29 protein-coding genes are annotated in these 22572 nt (G+C 67.3%); 9 read left to right on the forward strand and 20 right to left on the reverse strand.

What is annotated here, in order from left to right; all coding sequences use genetic code 11:
• Positions 1-3: 3 nt before the first annotated feature.
• Positions 4-414 carry a DUF5990 family protein gene (locus tag ACO2Q1_RS07950; protein ID WP_423328961.1) on the forward strand — a complete coding sequence of 137 codons (411 nt, stop codon included), beginning with the start codon at positions 4-6 and terminating at the stop codon, positions 412-414.
• Here ACO2Q1_RS07950 and ACO2Q1_RS07955 read toward each other — a convergent pair.
• On the reverse strand, positions 411-962 hold the full coding sequence (locus ACO2Q1_RS07955; RefSeq protein ID WP_423328962.1) for a hypothetical protein: 552 nt from the start codon (positions 960-962) through the stop codon (positions 411-413). The genes ACO2Q1_RS07950 and ACO2Q1_RS07955 overlap by 4 nt on opposite strands.
• A gap of 138 nt (positions 963-1100) precedes the next feature.
• Between ACO2Q1_RS07955 and rpmG the strand changes: the two genes are divergently transcribed.
• A complete protein-coding gene (gene rpmG / locus ACO2Q1_RS07960; RefSeq protein WP_423328963.1) occupies positions 1101-1268 on the forward strand; it encodes a 50S ribosomal protein L33 in 168 nt (55 codons plus the stop codon).
• A 62-nt stretch (positions 1269-1330) separates the two neighbouring features.
• Here the strand turns inward: rpmG and ACO2Q1_RS07965 are convergent, their stop codons facing one another.
• Positions 1331-2695: a PleD family two-component system response regulator gene (locus ACO2Q1_RS07965; RefSeq protein WP_423328964.1), complete on the reverse strand. Its 1365-nt coding sequence runs from the start codon at positions 2693-2695 to the stop codon at positions 1331-1333.
• A 10-nt stretch (positions 2696-2705) separates the two neighbouring features.
• Entirely contained in the window at positions 2706-3080 is a 375-nt protein-coding gene (locus ACO2Q1_RS07970; RefSeq protein WP_423328965.1) for a response regulator, read from the reverse strand.
• 143 nt (positions 3081-3223) lie between these two features.
• On the opposite strand from ACO2Q1_RS07970, the gene ACO2Q1_RS07975 reads away from it, so the two are divergent.
• A complete protein-coding gene (locus ACO2Q1_RS07975) occupies positions 3224-4489 on the forward strand; it encodes a DNA polymerase IV (RefSeq protein ID WP_423328966.1) in 1266 nt (421 codons plus the stop codon).
• A 24-nt stretch (positions 4490-4513) separates the two neighbouring features.
• Positions 4514-5254 (forward strand): polysaccharide deacetylase family protein, encoded by a 741-nt coding sequence (locus ACO2Q1_RS07980; protein ID WP_423328967.1) that lies wholly within the window; start codon positions 4514-4516, stop codon positions 5252-5254.
• Positions 5255-5282: 28 nt separating this feature from the next.
• On the opposite strand, the gene ACO2Q1_RS07985 is transcribed toward ACO2Q1_RS07980, so the two are convergent.
• Complete coding sequence (locus ACO2Q1_RS07985) at positions 5283-6218, reverse strand: hypothetical protein (protein ID WP_423328968.1); 936 nt, start codon at positions 6216-6218, stop codon at positions 5283-5285.
• Between the two features lie 91 nt (positions 6219-6309).
• Between ACO2Q1_RS07985 and ACO2Q1_RS07990 the strand changes: the two genes are divergently transcribed.
• Positions 6310-6768: a RidA family protein gene (locus ACO2Q1_RS07990; protein ID WP_423328969.1), complete on the forward strand. Its 459-nt coding sequence runs from the start codon at positions 6310-6312 to the stop codon at positions 6766-6768.
• Positions 6765-7913, forward strand: a complete 1149-nt coding sequence (locus ACO2Q1_RS07995; RefSeq protein ID WP_423328970.1) for a GNAT family N-acetyltransferase — start codon at positions 6765-6767, stop codon at positions 7911-7913. The genes ACO2Q1_RS07990 and ACO2Q1_RS07995 overlap by 4 nt, the downstream gene beginning before the upstream one ends.
• Before the next feature lie 18 nt (positions 7914-7931).
• On the opposite strand, the gene ACO2Q1_RS08000 is transcribed toward ACO2Q1_RS07995, so the two are convergent.
• The 7 genes from ACO2Q1_RS08000 to crcB all read right to left on the reverse strand — a co-directional run bounded on the left by ACO2Q1_RS08000 (position 7932) and on the right by crcB (position 12012).
• The gene (locus ACO2Q1_RS08000) at positions 7932-8267 is read right to left on the reverse strand and encodes a hypothetical protein (RefSeq protein WP_423328971.1); all 336 of its coding nucleotides are present in this window, start codon (positions 8265-8267) and stop codon (positions 7932-7934) included.
• 55 nt (positions 8268-8322) lie between these two features.
• On the reverse strand, positions 8323-8616 hold the full coding sequence (locus ACO2Q1_RS08005; RefSeq protein ID WP_423328972.1) for a winged helix-turn-helix domain-containing protein: 294 nt from the start codon (positions 8614-8616) through the stop codon (positions 8323-8325).
• Positions 8613-9059, reverse strand: a complete 447-nt coding sequence (locus ACO2Q1_RS08010) for a hypothetical protein (RefSeq protein WP_423328973.1) — start codon at positions 9057-9059, stop codon at positions 8613-8615. The genes ACO2Q1_RS08005 and ACO2Q1_RS08010 overlap by 4 nt, the downstream gene beginning before the upstream one ends.
• 79 nt (positions 9060-9138) lie before the next feature.
• On the reverse strand, positions 9139-9915 hold the full coding sequence (locus tag ACO2Q1_RS08015; RefSeq protein ID WP_423328974.1) for an ATP12 family chaperone protein: 777 nt from the start codon (positions 9913-9915) through the stop codon (positions 9139-9141).
• Positions 9912-10595 (reverse strand): HAD-IA family hydrolase, encoded by a 684-nt coding sequence (locus tag ACO2Q1_RS08020; RefSeq protein WP_423328975.1) that lies wholly within the window; start codon positions 10593-10595, stop codon positions 9912-9914. Before ACO2Q1_RS08020 ends, ACO2Q1_RS08015 begins: the two co-directional genes overlap by 4 nt.
• The gene (locus ACO2Q1_RS08025) at positions 10592-11620 is read right to left on the reverse strand and encodes an RluA family pseudouridine synthase (RefSeq protein WP_423328976.1); all 1029 of its coding nucleotides are present in this window, start codon (positions 11618-11620) and stop codon (positions 10592-10594) included. Before ACO2Q1_RS08025 ends, ACO2Q1_RS08020 begins: the two co-directional genes overlap by 4 nt.
• Positions 11617-12012: a fluoride efflux transporter CrcB gene (crcB, locus tag ACO2Q1_RS08030; protein WP_423328977.1), complete on the reverse strand. Its 396-nt coding sequence runs from the start codon at positions 12010-12012 to the stop codon at positions 11617-11619. Before crcB ends, ACO2Q1_RS08025 begins: the two co-directional genes overlap by 4 nt.
• A 132-nt stretch (positions 12013-12144) precedes the next feature.
• Between crcB and ACO2Q1_RS08035 the strand changes: the two genes are divergently transcribed.
• Positions 12145-13407: a hypothetical protein gene (locus tag ACO2Q1_RS08035; RefSeq protein ID WP_423328978.1), complete on the forward strand. Its 1263-nt coding sequence runs from the start codon at positions 12145-12147 to the stop codon at positions 13405-13407.
• A 7-nt stretch (positions 13408-13414) separates the two neighbouring features.
• Here the strand turns inward: ACO2Q1_RS08035 and ACO2Q1_RS08040 are convergent, their stop codons facing one another.
• The 6 genes from ACO2Q1_RS08040 to ACO2Q1_RS08065 form a co-directional block, all read right to left on the reverse strand.
• The gene (locus ACO2Q1_RS08040; RefSeq protein ID WP_423328979.1) at positions 13415-13909 is read right to left on the reverse strand and encodes a CC0125/CC1285 family lipoprotein; all 495 of its coding nucleotides are present in this window, start codon (positions 13907-13909) and stop codon (positions 13415-13417) included.
• Between the two features lie 17 nt (positions 13910-13926).
• Positions 13927-14697 (reverse strand): RluA family pseudouridine synthase, encoded by a 771-nt coding sequence (locus tag ACO2Q1_RS08045; RefSeq protein WP_423328980.1) that lies wholly within the window; start codon positions 14695-14697, stop codon positions 13927-13929.
• Positions 14698-14791: 94 nt separating this feature from the next.
• Positions 14792-15211, reverse strand: a complete 420-nt coding sequence (locus ACO2Q1_RS08050; protein WP_423328981.1) for a hypothetical protein — start codon at positions 15209-15211, stop codon at positions 14792-14794.
• 84 nt (positions 15212-15295) lie between these two features.
• Complete coding sequence (locus tag ACO2Q1_RS08055) at positions 15296-15739, reverse strand: hypothetical protein (RefSeq protein ID WP_423328982.1); 444 nt, start codon at positions 15737-15739, stop codon at positions 15296-15298.
• Positions 15740-15811: 72 nt separating this feature from the next.
• Positions 15812-16201: a VOC family protein gene (locus tag ACO2Q1_RS08060; RefSeq protein ID WP_423328983.1), complete on the reverse strand. Its 390-nt coding sequence runs from the start codon at positions 16199-16201 to the stop codon at positions 15812-15814.
• The gene (locus tag ACO2Q1_RS08065; RefSeq protein WP_423328984.1) at positions 16198-17529 is read right to left on the reverse strand and encodes a replication-associated recombination protein A; all 1332 of its coding nucleotides are present in this window, start codon (positions 17527-17529) and stop codon (positions 16198-16200) included. The genes ACO2Q1_RS08060 and ACO2Q1_RS08065 overlap by 4 nt, the downstream gene beginning before the upstream one ends.
• Before the next feature lie 171 nt (positions 17530-17700).
• Between ACO2Q1_RS08065 and ACO2Q1_RS08070 the strand changes: the two genes are divergently transcribed.
• Together ACO2Q1_RS08070 and ACO2Q1_RS08075 are read left to right on the forward strand one after the other, a co-directional pair.
• On the forward strand, positions 17701-18120 hold the full coding sequence (locus ACO2Q1_RS08070) for a VOC family protein (RefSeq protein WP_423328985.1): 420 nt from the start codon (positions 17701-17703) through the stop codon (positions 18118-18120).
• A gap of 5 nt (positions 18121-18125) precedes the next feature.
• The gene (locus ACO2Q1_RS08075; protein ID WP_423328986.1) at positions 18126-18548 is read left to right on the forward strand and encodes a VOC family protein; all 423 of its coding nucleotides are present in this window, start codon (positions 18126-18128) and stop codon (positions 18546-18548) included.
• A 30-nt stretch (positions 18549-18578) separates the two neighbouring features.
• On the opposite strand, the gene ACO2Q1_RS08080 is transcribed toward ACO2Q1_RS08075, so the two are convergent.
• From ACO2Q1_RS08080 to ACO2Q1_RS08090, 3 genes are all read right to left on the reverse strand, one after another.
• Positions 18579-19958: a Do family serine endopeptidase gene (locus tag ACO2Q1_RS08080; protein WP_423328987.1), complete on the reverse strand. Its 1380-nt coding sequence runs from the start codon at positions 19956-19958 to the stop codon at positions 18579-18581.
• A 72-nt stretch (positions 19959-20030) separates the two neighbouring features.
• Entirely contained in the window at positions 20031-21269 is a 1239-nt protein-coding gene (locus ACO2Q1_RS08085) for a TCR/Tet family MFS transporter (protein WP_423328988.1), read from the reverse strand.
• A 38-nt stretch (positions 21270-21307) separates the two neighbouring features.
• Positions 21308-22540 (reverse strand): ectonucleotide pyrophosphatase/phosphodiesterase, encoded by a 1233-nt coding sequence (locus tag ACO2Q1_RS08090; RefSeq protein ID WP_423328989.1) that lies wholly within the window; start codon positions 22538-22540, stop codon positions 21308-21310.
• Positions 22541-22572 lie beyond the last annotated feature (32 nt).

Here is a 22572-nt window from a genome sequence, read left to right on the forward strand (position 1 = left end):
CCCATGGCCGAAGCCCCCGTCACCCTGCGCCTGACGATCGCCGATCCGGTTCCGGGCGTCCGCTATAGCCTGCAACAGGACGACGCTCCCTTCGAGCCGATCACCGCCGGCGACGCGCCGCTCTCCTTCGACGTGCCTGTCCGCCTGGCCGACGACGGCCGCCTGCTTGGCCCGTTCGTCCGCCGGGAGGGCAAGGAACGACGCTTCGTCTACATCCGCATCGGAACCTCGGCCGGCGATCACGCCTCGGAATGGAGTCGCCGTGCCAAGATCGATATTCACAACATTCCGCCCGCCTTGCTGGACCGGGCGCGGGCGGGCGCTGTGCTGGAAGCCCGCCTGCCGGGCCGTGGCAAGGACGGCACGCCCGCATGCGCCACCGTGCGACCGCTGGAAGAGTGGCGTGAAATCTAATCCGTCAGCGGCTTGGTCAGGTCGAACTCGACCCGCAGGAACCGCCCCTCCGGCCGCCGCAGTTCATAGGCGAACACCCGGCCCGGATGAACCTCGACGGCCCAGACGTTGGTGGTCGAGACCTGGGCGCCGCCCGCAATGAACTGCGCGATCGATTCCTGATCGACCGGGAACTCCTGCCGCCCGGCTGTGCCCGCGTCGGCCGTGTCGCCGCCGTACATGTGGTAGCCATGAATGACCCCCTGCGGATCGCGGTGGTCATGCTTCAGCCGAAGACCCTCTCCGGTGCGGGTGATCACCCAGCGTCGCGACCGATCCTCTCCGACCGCGAACGGGATACCCACTTCCTCCGGAGCACAGTCACGGACGTGCATGACCAGCCGGCTGCTACGGAAATCGGCGTCGGCGGCGTCCGTGCTGACCACCCGCCCTTCGAACCTCTGGCCGCACAGGGCGTTCAGTCGGGCCAGGAACACATCCTGGGCGGTCTCCGACGACGCGGCGGGCGCGGAAGCGCAGGCGGACAGCAGGCCGATGACGGCGATCAAGGCGATTTTCATCCCGCGAAGTTACGGCTCGCCGCCCCAGATTCAATGCGTCCTGACGCCCGTTGACTTTGAGCCGGTCCTGAGTATGTTCCGCGCCTCTTATTTTAAGCGGCTTTCGCCGTCGCAGAGGTAATTCCGATGGCCAAACCGGCTTCCATCAAGATCCGCCTGAACTCCTCGGCCGACACCGGCTTCTTCTACGTCACCAAGAAGAACGCCCGCACCATGACCGAGAAGATGGTCGTCAACAAATACGACCCGATCGCCAAGAAGCATGTCGAGTTCAAGGAAGGCAAGATCAAGTAAGCGCCTGACGCTTCGATGATTTCGGAACGCCCGGCCGGTAACGGCCGGGCGTTTTTCGTGGCTCAGGCCGCCCGGGCGATGACTCGGTTTCGGCCTGCGCTCTTGGCCTCATAGACGCCCTCGTCGGCGCGCTTCATCAGGCTTTCAGGCGTGTCTCCGGCCTGGGTGGCGGACACGCCGATCGACACCGTGATCGACAGATGTTCGCCGCCCAGAATGCGGAAGGGCGCCGCGGCGACGTCGCGCCGGATTCGGTCGGCGATTCGATGCGCATCCTCCAGTCGGGTGTCCGGCATCACCACCACGAACTCCTCCCCCCCCATCCGACAGGGCAGATCAACCGCACGGACATTGGTCGCCAGCCGGACCGCGAACTCGGCCAGCACCTCATCGCCGGCATCGTGCCCGAAACCGTCATTGACGGCCTTGAAATGATCGATGTCGATGACCAACAAGGCCACCGACCCCGCTCCGCGATTGGCCCCACGCACGAAATCCGACAGCTGTCCGACCATGTAGCGCCGGTTGTGAAGACCGGTCAGCGCGTCGGTGACCGCCATCTCCAGACTGTAGTCCAGCTTCTGGCGCAGGAAGTCGGCGTAGCGTTTGCGCCGCACCTGCGTCCGGGCTCGCGCCGCCAATTCCTCGGCGTCCACCGGTCTCGGCAGGATGTCATTGACCCCGAGCTCCAGCGCCTTCAAAAGCCGCGGCCGCTCGACAGGATCGACCACCGCCAGCATCGGCACGCCACGCGTGGTTTCAGTCGAACGAATCTGGGCGATCAGCCGCAGGCCGTCAAACGTCTCCGCCGCCGTGTTGATGATCATCAGGTCCAGTGGTCCGCCAGCCTGCCGCTTGGCGGCTTCGGGATCGGTCTCGATCGACACCCGATGTTCGCGTCCCAGTTCGGCGACGATCTGTTCCGCCTGCCGCACATTATCGTCCACCAGCAGAACTCGCCCACCGCTCTCGCGTAGCCGGGCGCCCGCCTCGATCTGGCCCGAGACGCCCATACGGCGCCCCGCCTCCTCGCGTTCACGCAACTCGTCCATGACCAGTTTGAGCCGCACCAGCGACTTCACGCGCGCGAACAGGACCGCGTCGTCCAGCGGCTTGGTGACGAAATCGTCGGCGCCAGCTTCCAATCCCTTGATCCGGTCCTGACGCCCGTCGAGTGCTGTGACAAGCACCACCGGGATGTGCCGCGTCGCCGGATCCCCCTTCAACCGCCGACAGGTCTCGAACCCGTCCATGCCCGGCATCATGACGTCCAGCAGGATGATATCCGGCTGTTCCGTCTCGGCCAGATTCAGGGCCGTCGCTCCGTCATGACAGGCCAGAACGTCGTAGTATTCCAGGGTCAGCTTGGCCTCGAGAAGCCGCACATTGGCTTCGACATCATCGACCACAAGGATACGCGCGGTCATGAACTCCCCCTCAGGCCGCCTGGCCCAGATGCTTCCGCACCGTATCCAGGAAGGTCATCACCGAGATCGGCTTGGAGATATAGGCCTCGCAACCGCCCTGACGGATCCGTTCCTCATCACCCTTCATGGCGAAGGCGGTCACGGCCACGACGGGAATGTGCGCCAGATCCTCGTCGTCCTTCAGCCATTTGGTCACTTCCAGACCCGATATCTCAGGCAACTGGATATCCATCAAGATCAGGTCCGGGCGATGCTGACGCGCCAAGGCCATCGCCTGCAGGCCTTCGCGGGTCTGCAGCGTCTCGTAGCCCTGGGAGTCGAGCAGATCATGAAACAGCTTCATGTTCAGCTCGTTATCCTCCACGATGAGGACTTTCTTGGACATCGCCACTCGGTCGTTCGCCCCCTCGATCCGCCATCTTCGCGGACACGGCCGGAAGCCGGTCTTCTTCGCTGGCACTATCGTCGTTCAGTCTTAAGTTGGGGTGAAGTCGGCGACTTTCGCCGCCGGACACTCCGGAGGATCCCTTGGCGGTCACGGCCGTCTGTCGCGACTGTATGTGGAGCGGGGCAGCGGCGCCGGCCTCCGGCCGATGTGCTTCCTGTAACTCCATGCGCCTCGTCTGCGATCCTGAACTGGATCAGCTGACGATCGCCCATCTGGACTGCGACGCCTTCTACGCCTCGGTCGAGAAGCGGGATCGTCCTGAACTGCGCGACCGTCCCGTCATCGTCGGCGGCGGGGCGCGGGGGGTCGTCTCCACCGCCTGTTACATCGCCCGACTGCATGGCGTCGGCTCGGCCATGCCGATGTTCAAGGCGCTGAAGGCTTGCCCTGACGCCGTGGTGCTCAAGCCCGACTTTCCGCGCTATGTGGAGGAGAGCCGGCGCATTTTCGATCTTGTTCGATCGCTCACGCCGCTGATCCAGACCCTGTCTCTCGACGAGGCCTGGATCGACCTGTCCGGCACGGACCGCCTCAACGGCGGCCCTCCGGCGGTGCAGTTGATCCGGCTCCAGAAGCGGATCGAAGATGAGATCGGCCTCACCGTCTCAATCGGCCTCGCCCCAAATCGGTTCCTTGCGAAGATGGCGTCAGAGATGGACAAGCCGCGCGGATTTTCGGTCATCAATCGCAACGAGGCCATGATGATTTTGTCCCCGCGGCCGGTCACAGCGCTACCCGGCGTCGGCCCGGTGTTCGGCAAGGCTCTTCGCAGCGACGGCTTCGCCACTATCGGAGATCTTGCCCGCGCCGATGTGCGCGATCTCGCCCGCCGCTACGGCGAGACGGGCCTCCGTCTTCATGATCTCAGCCATGCCCGGGACGGCCGCCCGGTGCGGCCGGATCACGATCGCAAAGGAATGAGCGCAGAGACGACTTTCAATACCGACCTCGCGTCCGCCGCTGACCTTGAAGCTCAGCTTTGGCCACTCTGCGAGAAACTGGCGACCAAGGCGCGCCGGGACGGCGTCGCCAGTCGGACGGTGCAACTGAAGCTGCGCCGAACCGATTTCAAGATCGTCACGCGCCGCGCCACGGTCGCCGAGCCGGTTCGGACAGCCCGTGGCCTTTTCGCCGCCGCTCGCGCGCTCCTGAAGCCCGAATTGGGCCGCCCATATCGCCTGATCGGGGTAGGTTTGATGGATGTTCAGGACTCGACCGATGGGCCTTCAACCTTGTTCGATACGCCTGAAGCACGAAGCCTCAAGGCCGAGACGGCCATCGACGTGCTTCGGGAAAAGTTCGGCAAGGATGCGGTGGTCGCTGGCCGGACGTTGAAGTCGCCTTAAGGCCGTTCGGTGCAATCTGGCGTCATGAACGCCTTCATCGACAAGATGCGTCGCCGCGCGGGTCGCTATCTGGACGTCCGCCCGAGCCCGATACGTCCAGCGCGCGGGACCTTCAGCCTGTCGTTCGACGACATCCCGGTCACAGCCTGGACCGAGGCCGGGCCCATTCTGGCTGAACACGGAATCCAGGCCACCTACTATGTTTGCGGCGGCCTGGCCGGCAGTCAAAACCTGGGCCTTCCCCAATTCGACCCCGAGGATCTGGAGGCGATCCACGACGCCGGTCACGAGGTCGGCTGTCATACCTTCGAACACGTTTCGACTCTGAGGATCGGCGCTGCAGAGCTGGACGCCAGCCTGGCGCGGAACGCCGCCTGGGTGTCGGACGTCTTGGACGGCTATGAGATGCGGACGTTCGCCTATCCGTTCGGCGATTGCGCCCTGGCGGCCAAGGCCGTGATCGATCAGCGCTTCCTGTGTGGGCGAGGCGTGCGGGACGGCGTCAACACCGGTTCGGCCGACCGCAACCTGCTCCAGGCGATCGGGCTCGAATCTCGCCGTCTGCCTGGATACGACCTCGAGGCCTTGATGTCCGAAACCGCCAAGCAGAATGGCTGGATGATCGCCTACGGACATGACGTCATGGATGGGCCGACGCCCTACGGCTGCACGCCCGACGATCTGGACCGCGTGATCCGTCTGGCCAAGGCGGCCGGTCTCGACATCCTGCCGGTCGCCGCCGCCTGGGAGAAGATGGCGGCCTGAGGCCGCCGCGCAGCCACAGCAGGCGAGTTCAGGCGACCTGCTCGACCGGGTTCATCTTGGCGGCATGCGCCTTCGCCCAAGGGATCAGGGTCGCGCGCGGCCAGGCCACCAGCCAGGAGCGCGGCGTGTATTCGCCCGACTCGATCATCGCCCTGCGGGTGGGCGAAGTCGCGCCGCACCGCTGCGAATGCACTTCGCCCGGGCCCTGATGGATGATGAAGGCGCCGCCCGCCAGCGGGTTCTTGCGCAGATAGGCCAGACGCGGGCTGATGGTCTCCAACGGCGGATCATAGAACCAGCTGGATCCGATCATGCCCGCCAGCTCTGGTCGTCGCTCGCAGATCGCGCCCGCCGTCGCCCACGCCTGATCCCAGCCTTCTTCGGTGAAATCAACGGTGTGGCGGCTCTCGGTGTGAACCTCCAGCCATGGCCGCTTCCAGCCTTCCGCCTTCATATAGGCGACGGCCTGGGACCATCCGTGTCCGCCCAGCCCGTTCTGGAGCACCTGACGCGGCCCCATGGGCGAAGACAGATCGATGGTCTGGGTGCGAGCGCCCGGCACCGAAAGCGCCAGGACGAACCGGACGTCCTTGGCCCAGTGGTCCGGATCATAGGCGTCGCCGGCCTCGGCCGCCGCCGAGAGGAACTCGGCGAGACGATCCAGCCAGAATGCATAGTTGGCGTGAACTTCCGGCGGAAGATCAGCGGCGTGCGCCCTCTCGGGCAATTCCAGCGCCCAGGTCGCGACGAGTGCACGCTTCAGCGCATCGTCCACCGGACCGCCCTCGGCCAGCGCCTGTTCAGCAGCATGGGCCGGCAGGTCGAAGTTCCAGTGGGGCGCAGCCGCTCGGGCCGGGTCCACGGCCTTCACCGAGGCGACGTCGATACGATAGAGGGCTCCGGCGTCCAGTCTGTTGCGGACGTCCTGGAAGGCGGCGATCTGGGCGGTCGAGAGCGTTTCCATAACGGGACTATGCCGCATGAGCGTTGGCGAACCTTTAAGCGCGCCTCCTGCCGCGCTACATGCGGCCGGACAACCTGTTTCGGAGACCGCCATGACCATCGCCGCCCGCCTCGCCGAACTGGGCATCAGCTTGCCAGAGCCCGCCAAGGCGGTCGCCAACTATGTGCCTTATGTCCAGTCCGGGAACCTGCTGCACATCTCCGGCCAGCTCTCCAACGACGCCTCGGGCGGCCTGAAGGGTACGGTGGGCGAGGACGTGACGCCGGAACAGGCCGCCGCCGGCGCCCGCCTGTGCGGGATCAACCTGCTGGCCCAGATTTCGGCCGCGCTTGACGGCGATCTGGAGCGGGTGGTCCGCATCGTCAAACTGGGCGGCTTCGTCCAGGCCGGGCCGGGCTTCACCGCCATTCCCGCCGTCATCAACGGCTGTTCGGACCTGATGGTCGAGGTGTTCGGCGACAAGGGCCGCCACGCCCGTTCAGCCGTCGGCGTCTACCAGCTGCCGCTCGGCTTCGCCGTCGAGGTGGACGCCATCGTCGAGGTGAAGTGAGCTTCACGATCCAGGTTCACGACGGGGTCGCCGATATCGGCCGCGAGGCCTGGGACGCCTGTGCGGCCCCGACCGGCGATCCCTTCGTCAGCTACGACTTCCTCCACGCCTGCGAGGCCTCGGGCAGTGCGACACCGCGCGAGGGCTGGGGGGCGCGCCATCTCAGCCTGCGCGATCCGGATGACGGGGTGATCGGCGTCATGCCCCTCTATCTGAAGGGGCATAGCCAGGGCGAATATGTCTTCGACCATTCCTGGGCAGACGCCTTCCAGCGGGCGGGCGGACGCTACTATCCCAAGCTGCTGGGCGCCGTGCCCTTCACGCCCGCGACGGGGCCGCGGTTTCTGGCTCACCCCGACGCCGACGCCCCGACGGCGCGGGAGGCGTTGCTGCAGGGCGGCCTGACCCTGGTCGAGCGGCTGGGCGTGTCGTCCCTGCACGTCAACTTCCCGACAGAGCCTGAATGGCGGGCCATGGGCGAGGCCGGGATGCTGTTGCGTCAGGACATGCAGTTCATCTGGCGCAACGACGGCTATCGAACCTTCGACGACTTCCTGAACGCCCTGTCGTCGAACCGGAGAAAGACCATCCGGCGCGAGCGACGGGAGGCCAATGCAGGGCTGGATATCCGCGTCCTGACCGGGGCGGAGATCACGGAGGCGCACTGGGACGCCTTCTTTGAGTTCTACATGGACACCGGGTCGCGAAAGTGGGGACGGCCCTATCTGACGCGCGCCTGGTTCTCGATGATCGGCCAGACCATGGCCGACCGCATCGCCCTGGTCGTGGCGTTCAGGGATGGGACGCCGATCGCAGGGGCGCTGAACTTCATCGGCCGCGACGCCCTGTACGGGCGCCAATGGGGAACGTTGGACGAGGTCCCCTTCCTGCATTTCGAGCTCTGCTACTACCGGGCCATTGAGTTCGCCATCGAACGTGGCTTGTCGCGGGTCGAGGCGGGGGCGCAGGGGGAGCACAAGATCGCGCGCGGCTACCTGCCCTCCCCGGTCTATTCCGCGCACTTCATCGCCCATGAGGGACTGCGGGATGCGGTGGGGCGGTATCTGGATCAGGAGCGAGCGGGGGTGGCGGCGGAGATCGAGGCGATGAGGGAAGAGTTGTCGCCGTATCGGGCCGCCGAATAGACTGCATCTTCGGCTGAGCTACCGGCCGTATGCGCGGCGCTCGATATTCAGCGCCGCATCCTGTGCTGCCTCATCGTCCGTAAAGAAGGTAAAGCCTTGAGGCTTCCTGCGCATTGGCGTCCACTTGAGATCGCGAACGCTCAGCGCCTGGACACTTCCAACCGTTGTCAGCGCAGAGCCTGCCTGGGACTGCCAAGTCCTTTCAATCAAGGCCGTGGCCAGCACCTGTGCTTCGACGGGGTCAGCCGCCCGCACGTCCCGCGTGGCATAGAAGCCTAGATATTCTTCGTCGGCATCCAGACCCTCTCCCTGAAGGAGAACGCGGAACTGCGATGAATGGGCGGGCCGAAACATGAGGCGAGCCTGATGAAAATCCTGGAGCTCCGCAACAAGGCTGTAGCAATCAGACCTAACCCACGCCCGCCAGCCGGGTCAGTTCGGCGACGTGGGTCTTGAAGGCGGTGCGGCCGGCGGCGGTCAGGCTCAGCCAGGTGCGCTGGCGGCCTCCGGCCGTGGCCTTGGAGACGGCGACATAGCCCGCCTCCTCCAGCTGTTTGACATGTTTGGACATGACCGAGTCGGACACGGCGATGGCGTCGCGGACCATGGCGAACTCGGCGTCGTCGACGCTGGACAGGATGGCGCAGATCTGGAGTCGGCCGGGGGCATGGATGACAGGGTCGAAGACGGGCGGCGGGATCACCGGACCTCCTCCGACATCTCCTTGCGCCACACCCGCATCCACAGACGGCCGGCCAGCGCCGCTCCGATCCAGCCGATCCCGCCGGAGACCAGGAACAGCCACCACGGCCCGGCGTATTTGCCGTAGAGCGACAGCCCCATGAGGGCGAGGAACAGGGCTAGCAGGCCGAACGCCACCCAGCGGGCGCGTTTCGGCGCATAGCCGTTGACCCACCAGCCGACCCGATTGCGCCACCAGGCGACCATCAGGGCCAGACTGCCGAGGGCGATCGGCAGGACAATGAACGACCAGGGACTGGGCATCCCCTGCCCCGCCACCAGCAGACCGCACACGCCGCCGTAGGCGATGTCATAGCCGACGGGATAGTCGGCGTTGCGCACTACGCTGCTGCGCGCGGTCTGGATCTGGGCGAGGGCGTCTTTCGGATCGGGTTGGTTCGTCATGGCGACATCTCACTTTCCAATACGGAAAGAGTAGCGTCAGTTTCCAGATTGGCAAGTGATGATTTTCCAGATTGGAAAATCAGCTCTCCAGCGCCCGGAACCACCGGTCCAGCAGGACGGCCTCGTCGCGGCGGGCGGCGGTACGGGCCTCGGCCTCGGCGTCCACGCCCCACTGGCTTTCCTGATGGGCCTCGTCGAGGCGGGACAGGTCGAAGGCTGCCTCGCCGGTCAGGGCACCGCGCTGGACCGCCAGCCCCAGCACCGCCGAGCCCAGCAGGGGCACGGCCGTCGCCAGACCGGTCAAGGCGAAGACGTCCAGTTCCAGCGCCAGGGCCTTGACCCGCGCCAGCGACGCCGGGTTCTGGGCCCGGTGAATCAGGCCATAGGCCACCGTCAGTTCGACGCCCAAACCGGCGGCCCAGTCGCGCCACGGCGCCCATTCCCGCGCCTGACGCTCGACCAGGGGCGTCGGGTGTTCGGCCGGATAGCAGAGGGCGTCCGACCCGGCGTAGGCGGCGATCTCGTCGGCCACGGCTTCGCGCGCCTGTTCGATGCGGTCGATGGCGGTGGCGGCCAGACGGGTGGCGGGCATGGCGGCCGGGATCAGGAACTCGCCCTGGGCCGCCCATTCATCGGCGACCAGACGGGCGGCGGCCTCGGTCGGCAGATCATAGGGGACGCCGCCCGGCGTCTTGGGCGCGCGACCGTCCAGCAGGACGCGCCAGGCTTCCGTAGAATCGACGCCCTCCACCTGACCGACGTCGGCGACCTTCCAGAACCGCTTCAGCCGGTCCTCCGATTCGCGGAAACCCTTGCGGGCGGCGACCATGGGGTCGAGGGGCGGGATATGGCTCATGACGGCTCCAGAACGCCGCGGCTGTCGGCGAAGTTCGCCAGGGCGCCGTCCAGATCGGGGAAGTCGAGGGCGACATGGCGCACGCCCTCGGCGCGCTGTTCCTCGACGGTGTGAAAGCCCCAGCTGACGCCGACGGCGGCGATGCCGGCGTTGCGGGCCATGCGGGCGTCGTGGGCGGTGTCGCCGATCATCACAGCCTGTTCAGGCCGGGCGTCGCAGGCCCTGAGCGCGGCGAACAGCATGGAGGGGTCCGGCTTGCCCGGGCCGTCGTCGGCGCAGTGGCTGGAGATGAACAGATCGGCCCAGCCCTCGCGGGCCAGGTTGCGGGTTACTCCCTTGCGGTTCTGGCCGGTGGCGAGGGCCAGCCGCCAGCCGTCGCGGTGCAGCCGGCGCAGATGGTCCAGCGCCCCCTCGTACAGCGGCTCCTGATAGCCCTCGGCGTGCATGCGGGCGAAGCTGGCGCGGAAACCGGCGACGAAGGCGGCCAGGGTCGGCGCGTCCAGATCGGGCTCCAGCGCCCGCATCGCCTCGTCGAGCGACAGGCCGACGATCTTGCGGACCCGGTCGTATTCGGGCTCGGGCGCGCCGATGTCGCGCGCCGCCTCGGTCGCCGCTCGGAAGATGGAGGCGCGGCTGTCGGCCAGGGTGCCGTCGATATCGAAGATGGCGAGGGGTCTCAACGGATCCTCTTCACCCCCGCGAAGGGATCGTGGTCCGCCTCTCGCTCATCGAAGCCGAAGTGGTTGAAACCGGCCTTCATCTCAGGGCTCAGCGGCGCCTCGACGGTCAGCTTGCCGCCGCCGGGGTGGTCGAGTTCGATGCGGCGGGCGTGGAGTTGGAGCTTCAGGACGCCGCTGAGCTCGCGCGATTTTTCATCGTCATATTTCGGATCTCCCAGAATGGGATGGCCGATGCCCTTCATGTGGGCTCTCAACTGATGGGTGCGGCCGGTGAAGGGACGCAGGGCCATCCATGACGCCTTCTGGCCCGCATGGCTGATCAGGGCGTAGGCGGTTTCGGCGGGCTCTGCGCCTTTCTCCTTGGGGTCGGCCAGGCGCATGATCTCGAAGTCGTTGATGCCCGACTTCTTCAGCGCCATGTCGATCTGGCCCGAGGTCGGCTTGGGCAGGCCCTGGACGATGGCCCAGTAGGTCTTCTTCGCCTGGCGCCGGGCGAAGGCGCCCGCAAGTCTCTTGGCCGCCTCCGGCCCTTTGCCGAGCAACAGAACGCCGGAGGTGTCGCGGTCGAGGCGGTGAACCAGACGCGGCCGCTCCAGACCTTCTCCCCAGGCAGAAAGCAGACGGTCCACGTGGCGGCTGGTCTTCGTGCCGCCCTGCACGGCCAGGCCGTGCGGCTTGTTCAGGGCGATGACGAGGTCGTCCTCGAACAGGACCAGGGACTTGGCGAAGGCGATGTCGCGCTCGCTCAGGGTATGAGGATCGCCCGCTTGACGCGAGGTGTCGTCGGGGATGGGCGGCACGCGGACGGCGGCCCCGGCGGTCAGACGGCCTTCGGGCTTGATCCGGGCGCCGTCGACGCGGATCTGGCCGCTGCGGGCCATCTTCTGGACCTGGATGTTGGACAGGTGCGGCCAGCGGCGGCGGAACCAGCGATCCAGTCGGATGCCGTCCTCAGCCTCCGCGACATAGATCGTCTGGACCTGACGGACCGGTGCGTCGTTTGCGGATTTGGCGTCGTCGCTCATGCGTCGGCTCCGAACAGACGGCGCGCGACCATCAGGCCAATGAACAGGGCCGCGATCGCGAAGACAACCGAGACGCCGACATAGGCGGCGGCCGGGCCATAGCGACCGCGCTCCATCATCAGCGCCGTCTCCAGCGAGAAGGCCGAGAAGGTGGTGAAGCCACCCAGAACGCCCACGGCCGCGAACAACCGCACCTGTTCCTGATCCGCCCCGCCGCGATGGGCGAGCCAGCCGGTCAGCAGCCCCATCAACAGGCCGCCGAGGACATTGGCGGTCAGCGTCGCCCACGGCCAGGCGGCGCCTGGGATCAGCCGGCCGAAGCCTACGCCGAGCCCATAGCGGGCCGAAGCCCCGATCGCGCCGCCGAGGGCGACCAGAAGGATGCGTGTCATGCGGGCCTCATACAGGGATCGGGCGATCTTTGCCAAAGCCCGTTCGGCTCGCCTTTTGAGCGAACAGGGGGCGACGAGCCGCCGTATTCGGGCAATATGGTGATGAACGAACTCCGGGGGGCCGCTACGCCCATGTCGCACGACCACTCGAACGACCCGCATGCAGCGGCGGCCGGGGCCAGTCCCTATCCGCCGTCCCCGTTCGACTCCCATCCCGTCCCCGCCGCCGCGCCGGATCCACATGCATCGACTGCTGCGCCCGTCGCCGCGCCAGCCGGCCACTATCACCATGCGGCAGAGGCCCCGCCGCCCGGCGCGGCCGATCTCGCGGACCGCCCGGTCCCCGCCGCGATCCCAGACGCCCCCACCGCCCTTCGTGCGGCGGACGGCATTCTGCGACCGATCCAGGACGCCGAGGTCTTTTCCCATGAGCCGGCGGCGATTCAGGCGGTTTCGCGCCACATCAACGAGTATTTCAACCAGCCGCTGGACCTGTTCCCCTTCTGGGAGACCGAGAGCAAGCCGGACCGGTTCCACGTCCTGTTCGCGCGACAGATCGAAGAGCGGTTTCCCGTCGATCACGACCTGCGTGCGCACATCCACGCCTATGGCCGCCGGGTGTTTCGGGCCCTGTGCGTGCATGTCGGCGTCAAGCGATTGTGCCAGGCCCTGGCGCTGATCGCCTTCACCATCCTGGCGACCCTGGGACCGACCTGGTTCAGCCAGTGGACGGGCGCCCTGACCACCGGCGCCGCTGTCGCCGCTGGGGCCATGCTGGCGGTGCTGGGCCTGTACTGGGGCGTCCAGTCCATCCTGTTCGTCCAGTACCGGTTCCGGCTGGAGAACGACTCCTACAGCCTGTCCCGCGAGATCGTTCAGCGGACGCGCGAACTGCAGAACCTGTTCACCAGCGCCCGCGCCATGGCGGATCAGGCCGAGACCCACTACCAGATGGACGGCAAGGGCTGGGGCCGTCGCGCTCATTATCTGACCCGCCTGACCATGTGGATGGGGGCGCGGATGGAGTATCTGGAGAAATACGTCCAGATGGAGCTGTGGCGCGTGCGGCGCGAGCGGTACTGGATGCGGTGGTTCGCCCGGTTCGTTACCCCCCTCGTCTTCATCGTCTGGGGTCTTCTGTTCGCGCTGGAGCCGGCGCCGGCCGAGGCGGCGTGGTTCCGGGGGTTGCAGGCCCTGGCCGGGCTGCTGGGCGTGGTCGTCAGCCTGGCCTCCTACTTCTTCTGGCAGACGCCGCCGCAGGCGATCCAGGCCAAGCTTGGAGTGGACGGCTGGGTCCGCTACGCCTCGCTGGACGTGGACGACGCCGTGGCCGATCAGGTCCGCCGCGACAAGGAACGGCTGGTCGAGTACCGCGCCCTGACCCGGGGCCGTTGATCGGCCGTCAGTACCGCGGCCCGGCCAGCGCCCCGGCGACCTGGCGGGCGTCGTAGGCCTCGGCTGCGTCGGGTCGGGCGCCCCGTCCGAGACGAACCTCGAGCACAGTCGAGGTCGGAGTCGGGCCGCTGAAGTTCAACCCGACGCCGACGCCCGTGCCCGAAGTGCGCCATCCGCCGTAGTTGGAAGAACCATAGCCCACCGAGACGCTGGGCCTAAAGCCGCCGGCGCTATCCGGACGGCCGTCGACATAGCGTTGAGTGACCTGGAACCAGTCATAGCCTTCGCTGAGCGTCAGTTCGGCGGCGCGGCGCAGGGCCAGGTCGGCGACAGGCCCCGGCGCGCCGACGCCGTTGTAGGTAACCCGCCAGCGGTCACGCTCGATCCGCTGTTCGGAATATCCCTGACCGCCGGGACCGCCCTGCGGGCCGTAGGGGGCCAGACTGGCGCAGCCGCCGAGGATCAGACCGGTCGCCAGCAGGGCAGGCAGAAAGCGTCGCATGTGTCGCTCCTCTCCCTTCAGGAACCGCTGCGCCCGGGCGCGGTTCCCGGCAAGCCCTTGTCCACCCCTATGGCCTGGGCCAGATCGGCGAAGTCGTCGGGCGGCGGGGCCTCGAGGGTGACGCGTCCGCCGTCCGGATGCGGAAAGGCCAGACGCACGGCATGCAGCATCAGCCGTGAGGCCCTATGTCCACCCGCCGTGAGAGCGCCGCCGTAGCGGACGTCGCCGACCAACGGCCGGCCGATGTGGGCCATATGAACCCGCAGTTGATGCATCCGCCCGGTCAGGGGCTCCAACTCGACCAGGGCGCCGTCGTCGGAGGCGGCCAGAGTGCGATAGCGGCTTTCGGAGGCCTGAGCGCCGTCGGCGTCGGCGTCGACCACCCGCATATAGCTTTCGCGGCCGATCTCCTCGCGGCGAAGGGGGGCGTCGATCCGGCCCTGGCGCGGTTCGGGCGGGGCGGACAGGAGAGCCAGGTAGGTCTTCTGGAATTTGCGCGCCTGCAGCGCCTTGCCGAGGAAGCCCGCCGCCGGCTTGGTCCTGGCCGCCAGAATGACGCCGGAGGTGTCCCGATCCAGCCGGTGGACCAGTTCCGGCCGCTTTCCGTTGGAGCGGGCGTAGGCCCACAGCAGATCGTCCAGCGTATGCGCCTGGATGCGTCCGCCCTGGCTGGATAGCCCCGACGGCTTGTTGAAGGCGATCAGGTGCGCGTCCTCATGCACCACCCAAGAGCGGACGGCGGCGATGTCTTCAGGCGTGAGCGGGACGAGCGTGCGTTGGGATTTCATGGCGGTCACCCGTCATCCGGACGATGACGGGCGGCAAAACAGAGTCGAGAGAGTCCAGAGAGTCGGGTCTGACCCCGACCCTCCGGCGCGATCGTCAGCGCAGGACGCCCTTGCCCCGGATCCAGTAGGCGTAGGCGACCTCGACCAGGCACAGGACGAAGATAAAGGCCGAGAACATCAGGCCCGCGCTTCCCATGATCCGCGTCCCGTCGCTGAGGACATAGACATAGGCGCTATAGGCGATGAAGCCGATGAGGCCGGCGACATAGGCGTGAAAGGCGAGCCGACGCCGGAACAACAGCATGAGAGCGCCGAGCAAGCCGGCCCAGACGGCCAGGCCATAGGCGACCGTCGCCCACATCGGCATCGCCTGGACATAGGCGACCTGTTCCATCGTCATCTCGGCGAAATAGGCGGGCGAGCGTGTGACCTGCTGTTGCCAGGACCAGCATCCGATGGCGTTCCACGCCAAAGACAGCACGCCGAACAACCACAGATGCCAGGGCGTCTTCATCCGCATTCTCCCTCCCACGCGTCCGGTCGATTCCGGCGCGCCGCCATTATACCCCAGGTTTGACCGTCGTTCAGATGAAAGACGTCAGCGCAGCACGCCCGCCTTGCGCATCGTCCAGGCGTACCAGGCCAGGAAGACGGCGATGACGACAATGACGTAGGACATATAGCCCATCGCCTGCATGCCTTCCGGCAGGGGCGGCATTGGATTGATGAACTTCTGATAGATCAGGCTGACGACGGCGCCGACGACGGACAAGGCGAAGGCCGTGACCGCCCACCGGCTTCGCATCAGCAGAAGGATCGACCCGGCCACGGCGCCCCACACGCCCAGAATCCAGGGCCCATACATCCAGGTCGGCATAGCCATGAAATAGTCGATCATCGGCTGGGTCATGCCCGCGGACCGCATATAGGTCTCGCCCTGGGTCGTGGTCATGATGAAGTCGAAGCCGCCGAACCCATTCCACAAAAGGCTCAAGCCGCCCACCAGCCACAGATGCCAGGGCGTTTTCGTCGATGCAGCCATAGTTCCCTCCCAGAAACGGTTGAACGGCCAAGCTAGGCCGCAACCTCAGGCTCGACAATGAACGGTGTTAACCTATGTCGTCGGGGTCAGACGCCAGGGCGGATCAGCGCGGTTCCGGCCCGCAAAATATAGGCAACACCGGTTGCCGTCCGGATCGCGCAGCCAGGCCTCGCGCCACAGCCATCGCCGGTCAACGGGGTCATGGTCGAAGGCGATCCCGGCCGCCTTCAGCCGTTCGACCCGCGCATCCAGATCATCGCATTCGAAGTAGACGCCGGTCCCGTTCGGCCGGACCGTGTCGCTGAGGTGGATCGAGAAGGTGGCGCCCTGCCCCTCCGGGGTAGGGCACTGGAAGCGGGCATAGTGGTCGGCCGAAACGATCAGCTCCAATCCCAGCCGCTGATAGAAGTCGCGGCTGCGCCCGATGTCGGAAACCTCGACCGTGATCTGGTTGAGGTTCATTCTCTCCCACCTTCCTCCTGCATCTTCGCCCGCAGCTCAGCCCAATGCTCCAGCCGGGCCTTGATCTTCTCCTCGTGGCCCTCGCCCTTGGGCCTGTAGAAGGTGCGGCGCTCCATTTCGTCGGGGAAGTAGTTAGCGCCGGAAAAGCCGAGTTCGGTGTCGGGGTCGTACTGGTAGCCCTTTCCGTATCCGAGCTGTTTCATCAGCCTGGTCGGGGCGTTGCGGATATGGGCGGGCGGCGTCAGGGAGCCGGTCTCGGCCGCCGCGCGCTTGGCGGCCTTGTAAGCCTCATAGACCCCGACGGACTTGGGCGCCGTGGCCAGGTGAACCACCGCCTGGGCCAGGGCCAGCTCACCCTCGGAACTGCCGAGAAAATCGTAGGTGTCCTTCGCCGCATTGGCGACCAGGATGGACAGGGGGTCGGCCTCGCCGATGTCCTCCACCGCCATCCGCACGATGCGGCGGGCGAGGTAGAGGGGGTCCTCGCCGCCGTTCAGCATCCGCGCCAGCCAGTACAGGGCCGCGTCGGGGTCGGAGCCTCGCACCGACTTATGCAGGGCGGAGATGAGGTTGTAGTGCTCCTCCCGGCTCTTGTCATAGGCGGGGGCGCGACGTTGCAGGGTTCCGGCCAGGCCCTGGACGTCCAGCACCACGCCCTCGGGCAGGGCGAACAGTTGTTCGGTCATGGTGAGCAGATAGCGACCGTCGCCGTCGGCCAGGGCGGTCAGGGCATGGCGCGCCTCGGGCGTCAGGGGCAGATCGCGGCCCTCATGCGCTTCGGCCCGGCCCAGAAGCTGGTCCAGTCCGGCGTCGTCGAGGCGTTTCAGCACGAAGACCTGGGAGCGCGACAGAAGGGCGCCGTTCAGCTCGAACGACGGGTTCTCGGTCGTGGCGCCGACCAGGGTGACCACCCCCTCCTCCACGAACGGCAGGAAGCCGTCCTGCTGGGCGCGGTTGAAGCGGTGGATTTCGTCGACGAACAGCAGGGTCGACTGGCCCGCCGCGCGGCGGACGCGGGCCTGTTCGAACGCCTTCTTCAGGTCGGCCACGCCCGAGAAGACCGCCGAAATCTGCTGGTACTGATAGCCGGCGGCGCGGGCCAGAAGTCGGGCGATCGTAGTTTTGCCCGTGCCCGGCGGCCCCCACAAAATCATCGAGCCCAGACGCCCAGCCTCGACCATGCGGCGAATCGGGCCGCCCTCGCCCAGCAGGTGATCCTGACCGACGACGTCCTCCAGACGCGTCGGCCGCAGCCGGTCGGCCAGGGGCGCGCCATCCTGAGACTCGGGGGGCGGCAGAACGCCGGAGGCTTCGAACAGATCGCTCATGCGGATCCATATGCTCCCTTCCCCCTTGATGGGGAAAGGGCCGGGGTTGGGGGTGAAGGCGCCGGACGTCGTTTCATCGGCGGCGGCGCCGGTTCCGACCGCTGTCACCCCCATCCCAACCCTTCCCCCGTCAAGGGGGAAGGGCTTAAATATGCGAAACGGAGAGACCGCATGGCCGTCGATCATGAGACGCAGGGACCGACCGGCGGGGTGACGCCGCATCTGGTCATTCCCTCTCGAGGCGGACAGGCGGCGCTGGAGTTCTACACCCGCGCGTTCGGAGCCGAGGTGCTGGACCAGAAGCTGGCCGAGGACGGCGAGCGACTGATGCACGCGCACCTGAAGATCAACGGCGCCAGCGTCATGTTGCATGACGAGTTTCCCGAGTATGGCCATGACGCCGACATCCGTCCGCAGGGCGTGACCCTTCACCTGCAGGTCGACGACGCCGACGCCTGGTGGGAGCGGGCGATGCTGAATGCCGCCATTCCCGTCCTGCCGATGGCCGACCAGTTCTGGGGCGACCGCTATGGCCAGTTGCGCGACCCGTTCGGCCACAGCTGGTCGATCGGATCGCCGATCAAGGGCTGAGGACGATGAGCGACTATGTTCCTCCCGATCCGCCGGTCGTTCCCCATCTGATGGTTCATGACGGCCCGGGGGCCATCGACTGGTACGGGCGGGCGTTCGGGACCGAGGTTCTGCTACGCCACGACGAGGCCGATGGACGGGTCGGCCATGCTGCACTGGCGATCAACGGCGGCGGCGTCCTCTATCTGGCCGACGAGTTTCCGGAAGTGCAGGACCGTGTCGGGGCACGGTCGCCGCGCGCGCTGGGCTCGACGTCCGTCGGCCTGTCGATGGCCGTCGACGACGTGGACGCCTGGGTCGCCCGGGCGGCCGCCGAGGGGGCAGTCGTCATACGCGCCGCCGCTGACGAGCCCTTCGGTCGCATAGCCAAGCTGACCGACCCCTTCGGACATGTCTGGTCGATCCTCGGGCCGCGATTGAAGGACTAGCGCCCCGCATCACCCCCAAGCCGGCGGCGATTAACGGATCACGCCCGTCAGCTGACGGCCGTTCCGCTGGATCGTCAGCCGCGCAGGCGCCGACAGGTTCAGGGCCTGGACCGAGCCGATCGGCCGGCCGTTCAAGGCCACCAGAACATCCTTCTCCTGCAGGCCCCATCGCGACGCGCGGCCGCCCGCCTCGGCGACTGTGAAGACCTTGGCGAAGGCGTCGCCCGCGAGACTGTCGGCCTCGGATGGGGACAAGGTCGTGAGCCGGAGCCCTTGCAGCGGGCCGCTGGACACCACGATGGCCGGACCGGCGGAGGTGGGCAGGGTCTGGACCCGGCTGTTCAACGTCACCGTGCGACCGTCGCGCAGCACCTCCAGCCGGGCCGTGTCATTGGCCGACATGGTGCCGACGCGGAAGTTCAGTCCGCCCTGATCGTTCACCTCCTGCCCGTTGACGGACACGATGACGTCGCCGTCCTGGAGGCCCGCCCGGGCGCCGGGGCCGCCCGGATAGATTTCATTGACGATCACGCCGCGCGGCCGCTCCATGCCCAGGCTGCGGGCGATGTCGGAGGTCACGGTCTGACCCTTCACCCCCAGCCACAGCCGCGCCACGGAGGTCGCGCCGCCGAGGGCGGAATCGACCACCCGTTTGACCATCTGGGCCGGAACGGCGAAGCCGACGCCCGCCGAGGAGCCGCTACGCGAGAAGATGGCGGTGTTGATGCCGATGACGTCGCCGTCCATATCGACCAGCGGCCCCCCCGAATTGCCCGGATTGATCGCCGCGTCGGTCTGGATGAAGGAACCGCTGTCCGAAATGCCCGTCTCGGTCCGGTTCAAGGCCGAGATGATGCCGTTGGTCACCGTCTGGCCCACGCCGAACGGATTGCCGATGGCCAGGACCAGGTCGCCGACCTGAAGGTCCTCCTGGGCGTCAATGGCCAGGACCGGCAGGGCCTCGTTGACGTCGTCCAGCTTCAGCACGGCGATGTCGCTGCGTTCGTCGGCCAGCAGGACGGTGGCGGGAAACTCGCGCCGGTCGTTCAGGACCACGCGGATCTGCTGGGCGTTGGCGATGACGTGGTTGTTGGTCACCACGATGCCGTCCGAGCGAACGATGACGCCCGATCCGGCCGATTCAGCGACCCGGTTGCTGGGCATGCCGCCGCCGAACATGCCCCAGAAGGGGTCCTGAACGCGCTGGACCGTGCGGGCCGAGATGTTGACGACGGCCGGGGCCGCGCGGCTGACCACCGGCGCGAAACTGGCCTTCACCGCGCTGGCGTCGCGCGGAACCTCCCGGTCGGTCGGCTGGGCGAAGACGCCTTCCTGGGCGCGGCTGTCGTTGGCGTTGCCGCAGGCGGCCAGAAGAACGGCGACGGCGGCGAGGACGGTGGAGCGTTTCATCAGGTCTCGGAGATCAGTCACTTCGGTCACGCTTGGGATCATGCCCAGTATCTGGTCGGCATTTCGGCCGGATCAAGGCGTCGCTGATGTCGCGGTCTCACCCCGGGCCACGATCACGGCGATGACGGCCGCCACGGCCAGGACCGCAGCGGCGATCAGGAAGCTGACGCCCGAACGCCAGGGCGCGACGTCCTCGCCCGCCGTCAGGGTGTAGACCCAGCCGAAGAACAGCGGCGAGGCGACCCCGGCGATCGAGGCGACGCTCATGGTCGCGCCCTGAAGCTGGCCCTGTTCGTCCTCGCCGACGCGGCGGGTCATCAGCGATTGCAGGGTCGGCATGGCCAGACCCCACATGGCGTTGGGCAGCATGGCCAAACAGAACCAGAGACCGGACGGCGCCCACCCCATCATCGCGATGCCGACCGTGCCTCCGATCAGGCCCACGACCATGGTCCGCCGGTCGCCGAGCGCCTTGACCGTCGGGCCGACGACCAGGCCCTGCATGACCATGTCCAGCACGCCGACGGCGGCCAGAAGCAGGCCGACCTGCAACGGGCCCCAGCCGTATCGGTGTCCGGCATACAGCACGAAGACGACCGAAAAGACGTGGTGGGCGAAGTGCAGCAGGAAGGTCACCCCCGCCAGGCCGGTCAGTTCGCGGTGGCGCAGCAGCAGCACCATGGCGCCGACGGGATTGGCGCGCCGCCAGCTAAATCTCATGCGATTCTCGGGCGCCAGGCTCTCGGGCAGGACCAGCAGTCCGTAGAGGAAGGCCACGCCTGACATGACCGCCGCCGTCCAGAACGGCAGGCGCGGATCGATGTCGCCCAGCACGCCGCCCATGGCCGGCCCGAGCACAAACCCGGCCGAGAACGCCGCGCCCACCAGACCATAGGCCCGCGCCCGCCCCTCGGCCGGCGTCACATCGGCCATATAGGCGTAGATGGTGGTGAAGCTGGACGAGGTGACGCCCGCCAGGATTCGCCCCAGCGCCAGCCACCACAGGTTGGGCGCCACGGCCATCAGCACATAGTCGGCCGCCAGCCCGGCGCAGCTGAGCAGGATCACCGGCCGACGGCCGTACTGGTCCGACAGACTGCCGATGATCGGCGAGGCGACGAACTGCATGCCGGCCCACAGGGCGACGAACAGGCCGTTGATGGCGCCCGCTCTGGCGTTCGACCCCACGAACTGCTCGATCAGCGACGGCAGCACGGGGATGACGATCCCCATGGCCATGATGTCGAGCATGGCCGTGACCAGGATGAAGCCCAGGGCGGCGCGATGCGAGCGGAGGTTGAGCAGGGGCATGGTCCGGCGCTCTTAGCCGAGCGTAGCGGCAATCACCATCAGCGCCCGGTCACCACCTGCGTATCCTCGCGGCGACCGTCGCCGGCGGGAACGGCGAGGCCCATCAAGCGGCCGATCAGGGGCTGGACGTCGACGCTGTCGAGGTCGCGCAGGATCCGCCCGCGCGCCACGCCGGGGCCATGGGCGACGAACAGGGCCTGCATCTCGCGCGCGGCGTTGTCATAGCCGTGGGCGCCGCCGCTGCGCGTCACCTCGCGACCCGGGGCGGAGAAGAGCCAGCCCACGTCGGCGGCGCAGACGATGGCCGGAACCCGGGGATTGGAGCCCAGAACGAGGCGCGAGGGGATGGTCGCCTTCGTCCAGCATTCGCCATGGGCGTGACGACGCGCCAGGGCGGCCTCGACCTCGGCCTCGCGGCCCGGCTTCGGATTCAGGAAGACGGCGGCGCCGCTGTAGAGGACGTCGATCGCCTCCGGATCGACCAGGTCGCCCAGGCGCATGACCCGATCCGGCGAGGTCGCGGCCATGCCATGGTCGGAGGCGATGATCAGGACGGTCTCATCGTCCAGGCCGCGCGCCTTCAGCCCATCGATCAACCGGGCCAGGGAGGCGTCCACCTCGGCCATGGCCGCGTTGGTCTCGGCGCCGTCCGGACCATGGTTGTGGCCGGCGGTGTCGACAATGTCGAAGTACAGGGTGGCGAAATCCGGCCGGGGCGAGGCGTCCATCCAGGCCAGGATCTGGTCGACACGCGCATCGCCTTCGACGGCCTTGTCGTAGGGACGCCAGTAGCGGGGACGCACCCCGTCGTGCTCGGTCTCCGAGCCCGGCCAGAACATGGTGGCCGAGGTCCGTCCGGCCTTTTCGACGGTGATCCAGATCGGCTCGGCCTGGTTCCACCAGCCGGGCTCGGTCTTGGCCATGGAGAACCGACCGAGTTCGGCGTCGATGAAGCTGTTGCCGACGATGCCGTGGTGGTCGGGGTGCCGTCCGGTGACCAGGGTGTAGTGGTTGGGGAAGGTCACGCTGGGGAACGAGGGCCGCATCGGGCCCGACGCCCCTTCGGCCGCCAGGCGCGACAGGGTCGGCGTCACGCCGCGTTCCAGATAGTCCCAGCGGAAGCCGTCGATCGACACCAGGATCACCCGCTTCAGTTCCGAGCGCGAGGCCCCCTGCCCGTCCAGAGACCCCTGGCCGCCCAGGCCGGCGCAGGCTGTGGCGGCCAGTCCGAGGACGGTCAGCGTCAGGATCGAAAGCAGGCGAGCGAACATGGGGGCTCCGGTCAGACGGGTCTCAATCATTG

Origin of the sequence: Brevundimonas sp. VNH65 (assembly GCF_049445955.1) — a bacterium.
In the GTDB taxonomy this organism is placed as follows: Bacteria; Pseudomonadota; Alphaproteobacteria; order Caulobacterales; family Caulobacteraceae; genus Brevundimonas.